Genomic DNA, 13,368 nt, shown 5'->3' with positions numbered 1-13,368 from the left:
ACGCAATGCTCAATTCGGGATGAATGAAAAAAAGCTCACAGGTTGTGAGCTTTTTTATGGTGTCTTCTTCTATTTATGCGTCTTTTGCCATCAGTTTATAGATGACAGCACCAATCACCGCGCCAATGATTGGGGCTACCCAAAACAGCCAAACTTGTGAAAGCGCAGCAGTTTCAGCAAAGAATGCCACACCCATACTACGCGCTGGGTTGACCGAAGTATTGGTGACGGGAATGCTGATGAGATGGATCAATGTAAGCGCAAGACCGATCGCAATTGGGGCAAATCCAGCAGGGGCACGTTTATCTGTTGCTCCCATGATCACAATCAGGAAGCCAGCCGTCAGCACAATTTCAATAACTAACGCTGAGAGCATAGAGTATTTGCCCGGAGATAATTCACCATAGCCATTGGTGGCAAAACCGCCGACGCCTGTAAATCCAGCCTGACCTTGCACAATGATGAATAGAATAAATGCGGCGAGGGTTGCACCCAGCAATTGAGAAATAATATAGGGTGCTAGTTCTTTGGCTTCAAAACGACCGCCTGCCCACAAGCCAATACTCACGGCAGGGTTAAAATGTCCCCCTGAGATATGACCCAGCGCATAAGCAGCCGTTAATACGGTTAGACCGAAGGCCAGTGCCACGCCAGCGAAGCCAATGCCAAGTTCAGGAAAGGCCGCAGCCAAGACCGCACTACCACAACCACCAAAGACCAGCCAAAAGGTACCAATCAGTTCTGCTAAATATTTATTCATTTAAAACTCCATTTGTTTTTGTCATTTGGAATAGATTTTCAATCTTTCACTCAGCATGAGTGCAATCTAGTTGTGAAGTGTTGTTTTATTCATTTATTGAATATGCATAGATTTAATGGATTTTGCTGAAAATCACAACATTAAAATGATAACTGTGTCACATTTTAACTTGCTGCTTCAATTTGCGATAAGCGCCATTGCTGTGGGGTTAAGTTTCGCCATTGTTTAAACGCACGTTGAAACGCACTCTGTTCTGAATAACCCAGCAGTAACGCAATTTCTTGCAAACTTAAATGCGGGTCTCTTAAAAATTCTTCAGCCATCATGCAGCGGACTTCCTGCATACGTTGCTGATAGGTACTGCCTTGTTGTTGTAAATGGCGTTGTAATTGTCGGACGGAAAGATTGAGTTGCGTAGCGACATGTTCAATTTGGAACTGATTTTTTTGCAAACCCATTAAGATGGCTTGCTGTAAGCGTTGGTCGATTTGCGTGGTATTCGGCAGCTTTTCCAATAAAGACTGTGCCTGTTGCATCAACAGTTTTTGTAAGGTCTGATCGCCTTGGGAAAAGGGACGAGACAGTTCTTGAATGGGAACAATAACCTTCGACTTTTCTTGGGAAAATCGAACTTTACAGCGAAAATATTGTTCATACTGAGCGACATTTTTCGGTGCAGGATTATGAAAATGCACTTCGTGTAAATTGATATCTTCAAAACGCATAAATAATTTTAGAAACTGCAGCATTAACGCAATCGCAATTTCATCGGTCAATTGATTGGCCATATTCATGGGTAAATCATTCCAACCGATGGAGAAAAAATCATTTTGAATATCAATCAGCAATGGACTGCCATCGAAGATTAAGCGATGAAAATCATGGTAGCGGAGCAGTGCTTCGCCCAAGTTTTCACAGGACAGGGCAATATACGCAATAATGCCAATATGTTTGGGTTGCACATGTTCTGCAATTTCTAAACCCAGCGCCGGCTTTTGGATCTTTTGATCTAAATCCATCAATAAATCACGCCAAACGGCATAATCAAAACGCTCTAAGTTTTTAACTTTATTCAATTTTTCAGGAATAGCAATGCCTTGAGCTTGGTGATAAGCATAGAGCAAATGGCCCAGTCCTCCATAGACCGATCCTGTATAGTCCTTGAGTTGTTGCATATTTTTTTAATTCTAAATTTTGTCGTGTTTTGTCAATAATATTAAAAAAAACGGTCAATATCTAGCCCTTTTCATTACCTATAGTGGAGCTAAGAAAAGGAGATATTGGTCATGTTAAAAGGTTTTATTGCAGGGTTGGTCGTCGCCAATGCCTTTGAATGGTTCGCGCATAAATATGTTTTGCATGGGACACATCGGTCAGGCAAGCCACGTTTTAGTCCAGTACCGAAAAGCATGAAATCACATTGGGAACATCATCGTGAAGTTCGAAAAACAGATTTTCATGATCATGGCTATGTTGAAGGTGTACAGAACTGGCGCACGAAAAATGAAATTATATCTTTGGCTATAATTGCAGGTGTATTTACGCCGTTATTTTATCCTGTGTCGAAAGGAATGAGCTTGGCAGTGCTGTATTGCGCAGGGAATTATTATTATATCCATCGTCGCGCACATCTTGAGCCAGAGTGGGCGATGAAAAAGATTCCATGGCACTATGACCACCATATGAACTCAAATCAGGATGCCAATTGGTGTGTGACCAAACCGTGGTTTGATTATATTTTAGGGACTCGGGTGATCTCATCGGCAAAATTACAGGAACAGAATCCACTGGGTGTGCTACTGCCGACAGCGATTGCCAAGCCATTGTCACACTGGGTCAATCGGGTATTTCCTGCAAAGTGGGTGGCTGAGCGTGAAAAGCCAGCTGCACTTCTTGAAACGGTCTAATATGAATGCACTGTGCGTTTTGACAACAAGCTTTGCCATCCAATTGAGCTGTCGCAATTTGTCAATAAATTATGAATCTACTGTCAATCAAATGCAGTGCAAATGCCCTATATTTAAAACATCAAAAGGCTTGTACACGACGAGTTGATTGATGAAGTTGCTATGTATATTTTTTCATTTGTTTTAAGTATCAGACCAAGTGCTGTAGTTTTTCTTGGTTTATAGGAGCCGACAAGGCTCCTTTTTTTATGTCTATAGTAAATCAATTGCATGGGCGATGCTCTGCTACAAATGAATGGCGTTGCATCGAAAATTCCAAAGCAAAAAAAGAGCGAATCATCGCTCTTTTTCAATCCTCATTGAAAATGAATCAATTAAAGACGCATTTCAATGCCTTGTTCTGCTAGATATTTTTTCGCTTCAGGAATGGTGTGTTGACCAAAGTGGAAAATAGAGGCTGCCAGAACTGCATCTGCACCACCTTTTAAAATGCCATCGGCCAAATGTTGTAGATTACCGACACCACCAGAAGCAATGGTTGGAATGGTCACACGGTCATTGATATTACGCATCAGTTCAATGTCATAACCGGCTTTGGTTCCATCGGCATCCATCGAGGTGATAAGTAATTCACCTGCACCGAAGTCCGCCATTTTTACCGCCCATTCGATGGCATCGATACCGGTTTCTTTACGACCACCGTGGGTGAAAATTTCCCATTTATTATCGCCGGTTTTTTTCGCATCAATAGCAACCACAATACACTGTGCGCCAAAACGCTGAGAGGCTTCTTGTACAAATTCAGGGTTATAAATAGCCGCAGAGTTAATCGAAACTTTGTCCGCACCCGCATTTAATAACAGGCGGATATCTTCTACTTTACGCACGCCACCACCGACTGTTAATGGCACAAATACAGACTCAGCCATACGCTCTACCGTACGGTAAGTGGTATCACGACCATTTGAGGTTGCGGTAATGTCTAAGAAGGTAATTTCGTCCGCACCTTGTTCGTTATAACGGCGTGCAACTTCAACTGGATCGCCTGCATCACGAATATCAAGAAATTGAACACCTTTCACTACACGACCGTTGTCCACGTCGAGGCAAGGAATAATACGTTTAGCAAGCATAATTTTTTCCAAAAATAACAGCCGATTATGAAACTTCGCGACTTAGATGCTACACCTTAGTAGTCGGAGCGGTTATTCTATCAAAAATATGTAAGTTTTTTCGCAGGTTTTCTATGTCGGTTTATACCACTTTGACTTTAAAGGAAGTTCAGGATTTTGCAGCACCTTATGGACTGGAGGTGATTGACCTGATTCCGATTCAAGGCGGTATTCAAAATACCAACTATTTTATTGTTTGCGAAAATGGCACGCAGTATGTATTAACCGTTTTTGAAGAGATGGACGAGCAAGGTGCAGGGGAGCTGGTCCCTGTACTTGAACATTTGGGGCAGGCTGGTCTAGCTGTGCCTGTACCGCTGAATCATTCAGGTAAAGCGATTCATAGTTTAAAGGATAAACCTGCACAAATTGCGCCACGCATGCAAGGTCACCATCCCATGCCTGCGAGCTTAGCGCAAGCAGAAGCGATTGCTGTAGCCCAAGCGAAAATGCATGTGGCTTTACAAGATTTCCCTTTGGAACGTGCAGAATATCGTGATCATGCTTATTGGTTACAAGTTTCACGTGATATTCGTCCAACATTAAATGAAGCAGATACCACGTTACTTAACAATCTGTTGGGCTTATATGACATCTTAACGGCGATGTATCCAGACCGTCCTACCGGTTTTATTCATTCTGATCTGTTCCGTGACAATACTCTATTTGAAGGCGATCAACTCAACGGCATTTTAGACTTTTATGAGTTAAATAAAGACGAACTCTTGTTTGATATTGCTATTACTTTAAATGACTTTTGTACTGAATATCCGGATGTACATTTGAATGAAGACAAAGCCATTGCCTTTTTAAATGCCTATGAAAGCGTGCGTCCATTAACCGCAGATGAAAAATCATGCCTAGAGTTATATTTGGCGATGGCGGCGGGTCGCTTCTGGATGATGCGTTTACAGGTGGCACAGAAAAATGCGGCAGAAGGCCGTACAGGTGATGATATTTTGCAGAAAAACCCTGCTGAAATGCGTAATATGCTGATTGAACGATTAAAATTCGTCACTGCATAAATTTTAAAAACAACGAGAGGGAAAAGCATGCGTGATCAAGGACGCTTAGTAGAATGGTTTGATGATAAGGGCTACGGCTTCATTCAACCGAACGATAGCACCAAAGATCGCGTATTTTTGCACATCAAAGACTTTTCCCGTCCCGGCCCACGACCAATCGTGGGCTGCGCGTTGGATTATGCTGTGATCTTAGACGAACGCGGACGCTTTCGTGCGCAGCAAGTGCATTATTTAAAAGCCTCACAAACCAAAGCTACACAACGCCCCAATAAAAAAAATGTGGTGCAGATGCCGCGTCAGGCACAGCCGATGCAAATCTTGTGCATTGTGTATATCCTAGCCTTGGCGGGCTTATCTGTGGCGGGTTTACTCAGTGGCATGGTGCTGCTTTTTGTGAGTATTATTAATGTCCTGACCTATTGGTTCTATGCTCAAGATAAAGAAGCTGCGCAAATGGGGAACCGACGTGTGCCAGAAAATACACTGCATCTTTTGTCTTTTTTAGGTGGGTGGCCGGCGGCATGGCTAGCTCAGCAACGTTTGCGGCATAAAACACAAAAACAACCGTTTCGGAAAATATACTTCTGTACCATAGCTTTTAACATATTACTGATTTTATGGCTGATTTCACCATTTAATATCGTGCATATCTAGGGTGGAATGATCCGCAAAATCATCATGACGGAGAGCGAAATGAATTATTCCATTGATAAAGATCCAAACCGCCTGCTCACGATTATTTTGTATATTCTTTATATTGTGGCGATTTTTTCTGCCGGCTTGCTTGCGGTCCTCGCGTTGATTATCAATTACGTCAAACGCAGTGATGTGCGCGGCACGATTTTTGAAAGCCATTTCACTTGGCAGATTCGCACGTTTTGGTGGTATCTCATTTGGAACATCATTGCTTTCGTGCCTTTTATTTTTCTGTTCTTTACCGGCAATAATGCCAATGCTTTTGCAGGTGTAGCACTGGGAGCGAGTACCTTCTGCGTCACGGTAATCGGACTGTCTTGGTTATGGATTGTGTACCGCGCGATTAAAGGTTTAATCCGTGTCAATGACAACCGACCTATGTATGAGTAATACGAGTTCAGAACTTTTTGGCATAAAAATCTTGGCATCAAAAAAGCGGCTGTATGGGCCGCTTTTTTGATTTAAGAGAGGAAGCTGAAATTAGCGTTTCTTTAACCATTTCGGCCGCCATTCACTCACAATCACACCCAGAACAACACACATTCCGCCAATGAGAGCGAGCGGTGTTAAGCGTTCACCTGCAAGCCGCCCAATGATTGCGGCCCAAACCGGTTCACCTGCATAGATGATTGCCGCCTGTGCAGGATCAACCATACGCTGCGCCCAGTTCATCACCAGTTGAATCACGGCGCTGGCCAGCCCCAATCCGCACAGTACAGCGATTAATGGCCATTCAAATTTGGGCAATGTGGTTTCACCTACCAGTGGAGCAAAGCAAAAACAGAACAGTGAAGCAAATGCCAATTGTAGAACCGTCACTCTGCGTAGATTGACGCGGGGTGCAAAATAACTGATCAAGATAATTTCAAAGGCAATGGTAATTGACCCGAGCAACGTAATGATTTGTCCAAAATTGAGCTGAATAGCCCCAAAACCATTACCAGTTAAAAAGACCAAACCGACAAAAGCCAAACTTACACCTAGCCATGTCATCACATGCGGTTTATGCCGAAAACACAGCCACATAAAAATCGGCACCAGCGGTACATACAATGCAGTTAAAAAAGCCGATTCACTGCTGCTGATGCTTTGCAGGCCGATTGTTTGCGTCGCATAGCCGATCGCAATCACCGCGCCGATGCTTGCGCCCGCAATGACATCATATTGAGAAAAGTGTCTAAGATATTTGAGTGATAAAAGACTCACAGCCAGTGTTGCTGCGGCAAAACGTAGACCGACAAACAGAACGGGACTGCTAAAATTTAAACCGTATTGCACGGTGATAAAACTGGCGCCCCAAATCATGGTAATCAGGATGAGTGCGAGCTGCGGAAACTTGGCTTTCCAAGCAGATTGTACGGTTGACATGTGTATTTGAATGTTCAAAGAGGAGAAATAAAAAAGAGGCCCGAAGACCTCTTTTCTGCTCGGGCAAATTATAAGCTTTGTTGATCAAGCAGTAATTGAGCTTCACGAAGGTTCAATGTCCCTTCATAAATTGCACGACCAGTAATCGCACCTAAAATGCCCGGTTGGCCTTTTAAGTTACGTACGTCGTCAAGGTTAGTCACGCCACCCGATGCAATAACAGGTAAGCCTGAATATGTTGCAAGGTTTACGGTTTGTTCGACGTTCACACCTTGCATCATGCCATCACGTGCGATGTCGGTGTAGACGATGCTCGATACGCCGGCATCTGCAAAGCGTTTTGCCAAATCAGTAGCTTTCACATCAGTGACATTTGCCCAACCATCCGTTGCTACCATGCCGTTCATGGCATCGATACCGACAATGATATGGCCTGCAAATTTTTTGCACGCTTCTTCAACAAATTCAGGCTCTTTTACCGCTTTTGTACCAATGATGACAAACGAGACGCCGGCATCAAGGTAATGTTCAATGGTTTCAAGAGAGCGGATACCACCACCAATTTGAATTGGCAATTCAGGCTGTGCTTTAGCAATCGCTTCAACCACAGGCTTATGAATCGGTGTACCAGCGAAAGCACCGTTTAAATCTACCAAATGTAAGCGACGCGCGCCTTCATTTACCCAATGCTGTGCAGTTGCCACTGGATCGTCAGAAAATACAGTATCGTCTTCCATACGACCTTGTTTTAAACGGACACATTTGCCATCTTTCAGGTCAATTGCAGGGATGATCAGCATGCTTTCGCTCCTTGCTCAATCAAATTAAGAATGAATTTGTGCCTAATCTTATCAAATAAACGGCTATTCACTAAATGCTAATATCAGAATTGATGAATTAAAAAAGCCTGACATAGGTCAGGCTAGTGCAAATAAAGGATTGGATTTTATTGTTGGTCTATAAAAATGCGCTGTGTATTAGCGTTTTTAGTCATTAAACATAAGCGGTTGTTTGTAATAAATCGCTGTTTACGGACTGAAGTAAGCTACCGACATCGTATAGGCCTTGATTGAGGGCTGTGGTACTTTCACCGACCACTTGAACAAGATCACCCACCACAGGAAGTTCAGTGGCAATCGATGTAATCGGTACAATGTCATCCAGTAAGGCATCTAAAGTGCCTGAAACATCTTGCACGACACTACCCATACTTGCTAAAGGATCGTTCAGGACGGATGTTAATAATTCGGTAGGATCAATACTGGCTACATAGTCGCCCGTTTCAGCCAACAAGCCTGTTAAATTCCCCCGTAGTTTCGCCTACTGCATCCAATAGACCGCCCAGCAATGGCAGGTCAGAAAGTACATCTGTGATTGGTGCAGCCACGCCACTGAGATGATCAACCAAACCTGCAACTTCCGTCACGGTTTGACCGACCACACCAGTTACGCCATTGAGAGCGGTTTGTACACCGCCGAGAAGATCACCTGTCGCTAGTTGATCGGCTACAGCATGTAAGCCATCACCTAAGGTGCCAACCAACTGATTTTCAACCGCGAGTACTTTTTCGATGGTCCCACCAATGAGCGGAAGCTCAGTCAGTGCATCCGTTAAGGGCGCTGTTAAGCTACTTACGGTCTCTAATACGCTGTCTACTGTATCCAAAACAGTATTTAAGACCAGTCCAACCGCTTTACTGATCCCTTGTAAAGTCAGGCTGAGTACACCGCTGATTTTTCCTGTAAATAAGTTCAACATGTCAGGTTCTCCAAGCTTTTAAATTATGATGTGTTATGTATTTGGCAGACTTGTTTTAGCAAAAGGAGATTGATGAAAACAAATTATGAAAGTATAGAAAGAATGAGATAAATCATGTAATTCTGCTAGAAAACCCAGAGAGATCAAAACCTTAGTTGAATAAAAATATAAATGTATATTAATGTAATTAAAATGAGTTAAATCAAAGATATAAATGTACTTAAAAGGTGCAAATTTATTGTTTTTAGGCTGTGCTGTGACTATTTTTAAAGCAATAACGTACTGTTCAAATCTTTAGCGCAAATAAACTGCAAATTCATTGGCACTCTTCAGCCGATCTTTGCACTTGGTCATGCCATAGATTGGGGCAATATCCAGTTACAGAGTGGTTACATCGCTGAACATAAATTAAATCATTAAAATAATTAAGGATTTAAAATTTCATGTGCGGACGAATTCTTAGTTTGAGAGACGTATTGGGAATGGTTTTAGGTAATAAGCCACGTTGTAATAATTCTTCAAAGACCAAAACAGGGGCATAGGCATCGGCAGCGGCATAACGAATTTGTTCTGGATTTAAGCGCTTTTTGGCCCAATTCGAGGTGCTGACCGATTTAGATTTTGGAAAATTCACACGAAAAAGCAGTGCCATGGCATTTTTTAAACCGACGGGTTGGGTTAAGCCAAAAGAAGCAAAGCACTTGGAGAGTTCCAATACACTATTCAGTTCGATGCCTTTTTTACGAAATAAATGTGCATCATTTTTTAAGCCAAAACCTACTTTAATTTGATCACGATTACTCAAGATTGGTCTTAAAAAATCCCAAGTGCATTCGTTCATTTGAAACAACCATGCCTGTTGCGCCGTCGCGAGTTGGATTAAATGTGGGCCGGTAGAGACCTCACCTTTACGAAAAGTCGGCTTAGATTCAGAGTCGAAACCGAATAAGGCAGTTGTCTGTAATTCATCGGACCAGTGTTGGCATTGTTCGGCATTGTGAATGACATGGATCTGCTCTGGCACTAAATTTTGGAACAATGGAAAATCTTTAATCTGTTCTTTTGTTGGCAAAATAGGTGTCAGTAAAGCATCAGTCATTGTGATTCAATTCAAAGGCTTGTTGTTGCAGCCTAGAGTGTTTAGTAGGGAAATGCAAATACCGAGATGTGGCGTTGAGCATGAGCCATTGACTCACCTGCCTGTCATAGCGCGTTGCTATGACAGTGACCAATAGGCTTAAAGTCAGTGACGACTTAAAATAGAAAACGCGCAGTAAATAATACATTTACCAAGATCAGTAAGAATAAACCGATAAAGAGAAAGGCGAGGACCACTTCCCATGTTTTGGATGTACGTGGCTCGCCATATTGATTGGCATTTGCAGACCCCGGGATGAGCATCAGCGCAATGCACATGACGATATTGAGCAACGGAATCAGCTCTAAGAGTGCAAACCAGCCTGAGAGATTAAAGTCATGCAAACGACGCACTGAAAAAATCATCAAAGGGATCAGCATTAAAATATTTAGGATCAATCCAATCACTTGCGTCATTGGATTTTCAGCATGAGCTATTAGGGCATTGAGGGTATTGGGCATCATGCTGACGATCAGTAGCATCAATATGCTCAGCATGAGGCCATAGAAGACATTCCAACCGATAAAAGACATGCGATTAAAACGACCGTCACGGTTCCAACCAGAGTTTATATTGGGTGAATTATTCATATTAAATGATCTTAAATTATCGTAAAAAGTATAGTTATCATTCATTTTTAACCGCAAAAATTGAGCTAAAAACGACATAAAAATGTGAAAAAGTACAGGATTTGATCCTGAACATAAAAAGCGCGTTGATTATAAAGGTAAAGTACAAAAAAAGCCCACATGTGTGAGCTTGTTTGAGTAGATGTATTGCTGTTTAGAGCGATCTAGGCGGCATTTAATGATTTATCATTATTGTTGTTGAATCGTGGTTTGCTGAGAGCGGATCACATAGTTTTGGTAAGACGGAATCATGATCGCAGCAAGTATCCCGACTATAAACACCACGATATACAAAACAGCCAGCACTGTTTCCCAGCCTTTGGTCGGGCGTGGTTGTCCAAAGCTATTACTACCGCTATTACCCGGTGCAAATAACACATAGAGCGCAAATAATATATTCACTACAGGAACTAAGATCAGCAGTGCAAGCCATCCAGAATGGTCTCGGTCATGTAAACGACGGATTAAGAAAATGACGCTGTAATAAATGACGATGGCATACATGATAAAGAAAATAATCATGAGTGGCGTCGACATTGCACCCTCAGTCAACGCATTTTGCGCACCGGGTATGAGCAGGCCGACTACAACAGCAATTAGCGTAAAAATAATGCCGAGAAGTAGATTCCATGCAAGATATGCGCGCCGGCTAAAGCGGCCACTGGCTTGGGTCGGTGAGTCAGATGTGAATGTATTCATTATTATTCCTAGGCTTTGGTATTTTTATAAGTAGGCAAATTCTAAAATGAATATGTAGAAAATAAAAGGATGAAAAATAAACAGTACAAAAAAGCCCGCAAGGAGCGGGCTTTTTTGCGGTGAAGGAATTTTAAATATCCCATTCCACAAAGTTTTTCAGCAATTGCAGACCGGCTGTATGACTTTTTTCTGGGTGAAATTGTGTCGCAAACAAGTTTTCCTTGTGAATTGCGGTACAAAATTCCAAACCATAGTCACAGGTAGCAGCGACAATGCTTGAGTCTTGCGGCTCTACATAGAAGCTATGTACGAAATAGAAACGTGCATCTTGCTCAATGTTTTTCCACATCGGGTGGCTTGGGTCTGCCTGATGCACTTGGTTCCAGCCCATGTGCGGCACTTTTAATCCCTCTACATCAGGGAAGCGTTTAACCGAACCTTCAAAAATACCCAATGCATCTGCACCGCCATTTTCTTCGGAATGCTGCATTAGGGCTTGCATGCCGACACAGATCGCAAGCACAGGTTTATTAAATGCCGCTTTACGGACGACTTCATCAATCCCTGCATCATGCATGCCTTGCATACAGTCACGCATTGCTCCCACACCGGGGAACACAATTTTATCTGCTTGTGCAATCAGCTTAGGATCATTGGTGACATCAACAGTTGCACCCACGTGTTCGAGGGCTTTTGCTGCTGAGTGAAGATTTCCCATGCCATAGTCAAGAAGGGCAATACGGGTCATTACAATGTTCCTTTGGTAGACGCAACAGTATTTTCGGCACGCGGGTCAACTTCACACGCCATACGTAATGCACGGGCAAAGGCTTTAAATACGCTTTCAATTTGGTGGTGGCTGTTTTTGCCTTTTAGGTTGTCGATGTGCAGCGTCATTAACGCATGGTTCACAAAACCTTGGAAAAATTCAGAGAAAAGATCCACATCAAAAGTCCCGATGCGTGCGCGAGTGAATGGAATATCCATCCAAAGACCCGGACGGCCAGATAAATCAACCACAACACGACTCAGTGATTCATCCAGCGGCGCATAGAAGTGACCGTAGCGACGTAAACCTTTTTTATTGCCCAGTGCTTGAGCAAAGGCTTGGCCAAGTGTAATCCCACAGTCTTCTACGGTATGATGATCGTCAATTTCAAGATCGCCATCACAATGAATATCAATATCAAACAGACCATGTCGCTTGATTTGATCAATCATATGATCTAAAAATGGAACACCAGTGTTTAAAGTGCCTTGACCAGTACCATCAAGATTCACACGAACTCGAATTTTGGTTTCGTTGGTGTTTCTTACCACTTCACTGATACGATCTGTCATAGACACGTTCCTCAAATACGTCAAAATGATTGATGTAAAAATATTTTCGCTGTGACGAAAAGTCACCGCATATTAGATTGCTCAGGAGGGTTTATCAATGCCTATTACCGTACATGCCTATACTTCTTTGGAAAATGATGAAGTGCGCAGCCAGCTTGAGCGACTGTATGACACCAGCCCTGAGTTTAGCGACGGTTCCGATGCGATTGAACAACTTGAGCAGAACTTAGCTCAGTATACCTTAGTTTATACTGCAGAATTTAATACAAAATTGATTGGCGCGATTTGGTGTACAGGCCAAGGTGAAAGCAAAACCCTTGAATATATTGTGGTACACCCAGCAAATCGTGGGCGTGGTGTTGCAGAACGTCTAGTGAGTGAAGCGACACGTATGGAGGAAGAAAAAGGGGTGAAAACTTTCGAGCCAGGTTGTGGCGCGATTCATCGTTGTTTAGCACACATTGGTAAAATTGACGTAGTTGAGTAAAGTTCAATTTTTAAAAGACAGTCTCCGTGCTGTCTTTTTTTCGTCTGAATAATTAAATTGACTCAGACTTAAATGTAAATAAGACAAAAAGTAAGCGATTAGTGTGAAATGTTGATTTAAAAATAAACATTTGAGAAAAAAGCCCATGCTTATGCTTGACGGCATACAGCTTAAATTGTTTAATACGCCCCATCGGCGTGATAGCTCAGTAGGTAGAGCAACGGATTGAAAATCCGTGTGTCCCCAGTTCGATCCTGGGTCTCGCCACCATATTCAAAACTGATTTTTCAGTTTATCAATCCCTGATCCCATCAGGGATTTTTTTTGCCTAAAAAATATGCATACAAAAAATATTTTTATAAATATGATTGACTAATTAACTAAGAT

17 protein-coding genes and 1 tRNA gene are annotated in these 13,368 nt (G+C 42.5%); 6 read left to right on the top strand and 12 right to left on the bottom strand.

The features are described from left to right. Positions 1-73: 73 nt before the first annotated feature. Both aqpZ and FTU75_RS12725 read right to left on the bottom strand, forming a co-directional pair. The gene (gene aqpZ, locus FTU75_RS12730) at positions 74-760 is read right to left on the bottom strand and encodes an aquaporin Z (RefSeq protein WP_180063003.1); all 687 of its coding nucleotides are present in this window, start codon (positions 758-760) and stop codon (positions 74-76) included. 164 nt (positions 761-924) lie between these two features. After that, complete coding sequence (locus FTU75_RS12725) at positions 925-1,935, bottom strand: AraC family transcriptional regulator (RefSeq protein WP_180116115.1); 1,011 nt, start codon at positions 1,933-1,935, stop codon at positions 925-927. A gap of 111 nt (positions 1,936-2,046) precedes the next feature. Between FTU75_RS12725 and FTU75_RS12720 the strand changes: the two genes are divergently transcribed. Further along, entirely contained in the window at positions 2,047-2,667 is a 621-nt protein-coding gene (locus tag FTU75_RS12720) for a hypothetical protein (protein WP_180116114.1), read from the top strand. 374 nt (positions 2,668-3,041) lie between these two features. On the opposite strand, the gene hisF is transcribed toward FTU75_RS12720, so the two are convergent. Further along, on the bottom strand, positions 3,042-3,803 hold the full coding sequence (gene hisF, locus FTU75_RS12715) for an imidazole glycerol phosphate synthase subunit HisF (protein WP_320109244.1): 762 nt from the start codon (positions 3,801-3,803) through the stop codon (positions 3,042-3,044). Between the two features lie 110 nt (positions 3,804-3,913). On the opposite strand from hisF, the gene FTU75_RS12710 reads away from it, so the two are divergent. The 3 genes from FTU75_RS12710 to FTU75_RS12700 are packed head-to-tail and all read left to right on the top strand — an operon-like array spanning position 3,914 to position 5,950. Continuing rightward, complete coding sequence (locus FTU75_RS12710) at positions 3,914-4,864, top strand: homoserine kinase (protein ID WP_180077976.1); 951 nt, start codon at positions 3,914-3,916, stop codon at positions 4,862-4,864. 27 nt (positions 4,865-4,891) lie between these two features. Further along, positions 4,892-5,518 carry a DUF1294 domain-containing protein gene (locus FTU75_RS12705; RefSeq protein WP_180024921.1) on the top strand — a complete coding sequence of 209 codons (627 nt, stop codon included), beginning with the start codon at positions 4,892-4,894 and terminating at the stop codon, positions 5,516-5,518. 39 nt (positions 5,519-5,557) lie between these two features. Further along, entirely contained in the window at positions 5,558-5,950 is a 393-nt protein-coding gene (locus FTU75_RS12700) for a hypothetical protein (protein WP_168378990.1), read from the top strand. A gap of 90 nt (positions 5,951-6,040) precedes the next feature. On the opposite strand, the gene FTU75_RS12695 is transcribed toward FTU75_RS12700, so the two are convergent. The 9 genes from FTU75_RS12695 to hisB all read right to left on the bottom strand — a co-directional run bounded on the left by FTU75_RS12695 (position 6,041) and on the right by hisB (position 12,494). After that, positions 6,041-6,928, bottom strand: coding sequence for a DMT family transporter (locus tag FTU75_RS12695; protein ID WP_180116113.1), 888 nt, complete (start codon positions 6,926-6,928; stop codon positions 6,041-6,043). 68 nt (positions 6,929-6,996) lie between these two features. Further along, positions 6,997-7,728 carry a 1-(5-phosphoribosyl)-5-[(5-phosphoribosylamino)methylideneamino]imidazole-4-carboxamide isomerase gene (hisA, locus tag FTU75_RS12690; RefSeq protein ID WP_078190493.1) on the bottom strand — a complete coding sequence of 244 codons (732 nt, stop codon included), beginning with the start codon at positions 7,726-7,728 and terminating at the stop codon, positions 6,997-6,999. Between the two features lie 193 nt (positions 7,729-7,921). Then, positions 7,922-8,221, bottom strand: coding sequence for a hypothetical protein (locus tag FTU75_RS18475; protein WP_257223780.1), 300 nt, complete (start codon positions 8,219-8,221; stop codon positions 7,922-7,924). Then, positions 8,211-8,687, bottom strand: coding sequence for a hypothetical protein (locus FTU75_RS18470; protein WP_257223779.1), 477 nt, complete (start codon positions 8,685-8,687; stop codon positions 8,211-8,213). Before FTU75_RS18470 ends, FTU75_RS18475 begins: the two co-directional genes overlap by 11 nt. 433 nt (positions 8,688-9,120) lie before the next feature. After that, complete coding sequence (locus FTU75_RS12680; protein WP_180116112.1) at positions 9,121-9,786, bottom strand: 3'-5' exonuclease; 666 nt, start codon at positions 9,784-9,786, stop codon at positions 9,121-9,123. Between the two features lie 155 nt (positions 9,787-9,941). Continuing rightward, positions 9,942-10,415, bottom strand: a complete 474-nt coding sequence (locus tag FTU75_RS12675) for a DUF805 domain-containing protein (RefSeq protein WP_180035467.1) — start codon at positions 10,413-10,415, stop codon at positions 9,942-9,944. A 228-nt stretch (positions 10,416-10,643) separates the two neighbouring features. Further along, entirely contained in the window at positions 10,644-11,153 is a 510-nt protein-coding gene (locus tag FTU75_RS12670) for a DUF805 domain-containing protein (protein ID WP_180009276.1), read from the bottom strand. A gap of 130 nt (positions 11,154-11,283) precedes the next feature. Continuing rightward, on the bottom strand, positions 11,284-11,901 hold the full coding sequence (hisH, locus tag FTU75_RS12665; RefSeq protein WP_078193147.1) for an imidazole glycerol phosphate synthase subunit HisH: 618 nt from the start codon (positions 11,899-11,901) through the stop codon (positions 11,284-11,286). Further along, positions 11,901-12,494 (bottom strand): imidazoleglycerol-phosphate dehydratase HisB, encoded by a 594-nt coding sequence (gene hisB, locus FTU75_RS12660; RefSeq protein ID WP_078190487.1) that lies wholly within the window; start codon positions 12,492-12,494, stop codon positions 11,901-11,903. The genes hisH and hisB overlap by 1 nt, the downstream gene beginning before the upstream one ends. A gap of 97 nt (positions 12,495-12,591) precedes the next feature. On the opposite strand from hisB, the gene FTU75_RS12655 reads away from it, so the two are divergent. Next, complete coding sequence (locus FTU75_RS12655) at positions 12,592-12,981, top strand: GNAT family N-acetyltransferase (protein ID WP_078193146.1); 390 nt, start codon at positions 12,592-12,594, stop codon at positions 12,979-12,981. Between the two features lie 194 nt (positions 12,982-13,175). Continuing rightward, positions 13,176-13,251, top strand: a tRNA-Phe gene (locus tag FTU75_RS12650). Positions 13,252-13,368: the final 117 nt, after the last annotated feature.

The organism is Acinetobacter sp. YH12140 (assembly GCF_013418475.1).
Classification (GTDB): domain Bacteria; phylum Pseudomonadota; class Gammaproteobacteria; order Pseudomonadales; family Moraxellaceae; genus Acinetobacter; species Acinetobacter amyesii.
The sequence above is the reverse complement of the archived record's forward strand: the minus strand, read 5'-3'. Positions and strand labels throughout refer to the sequence as shown.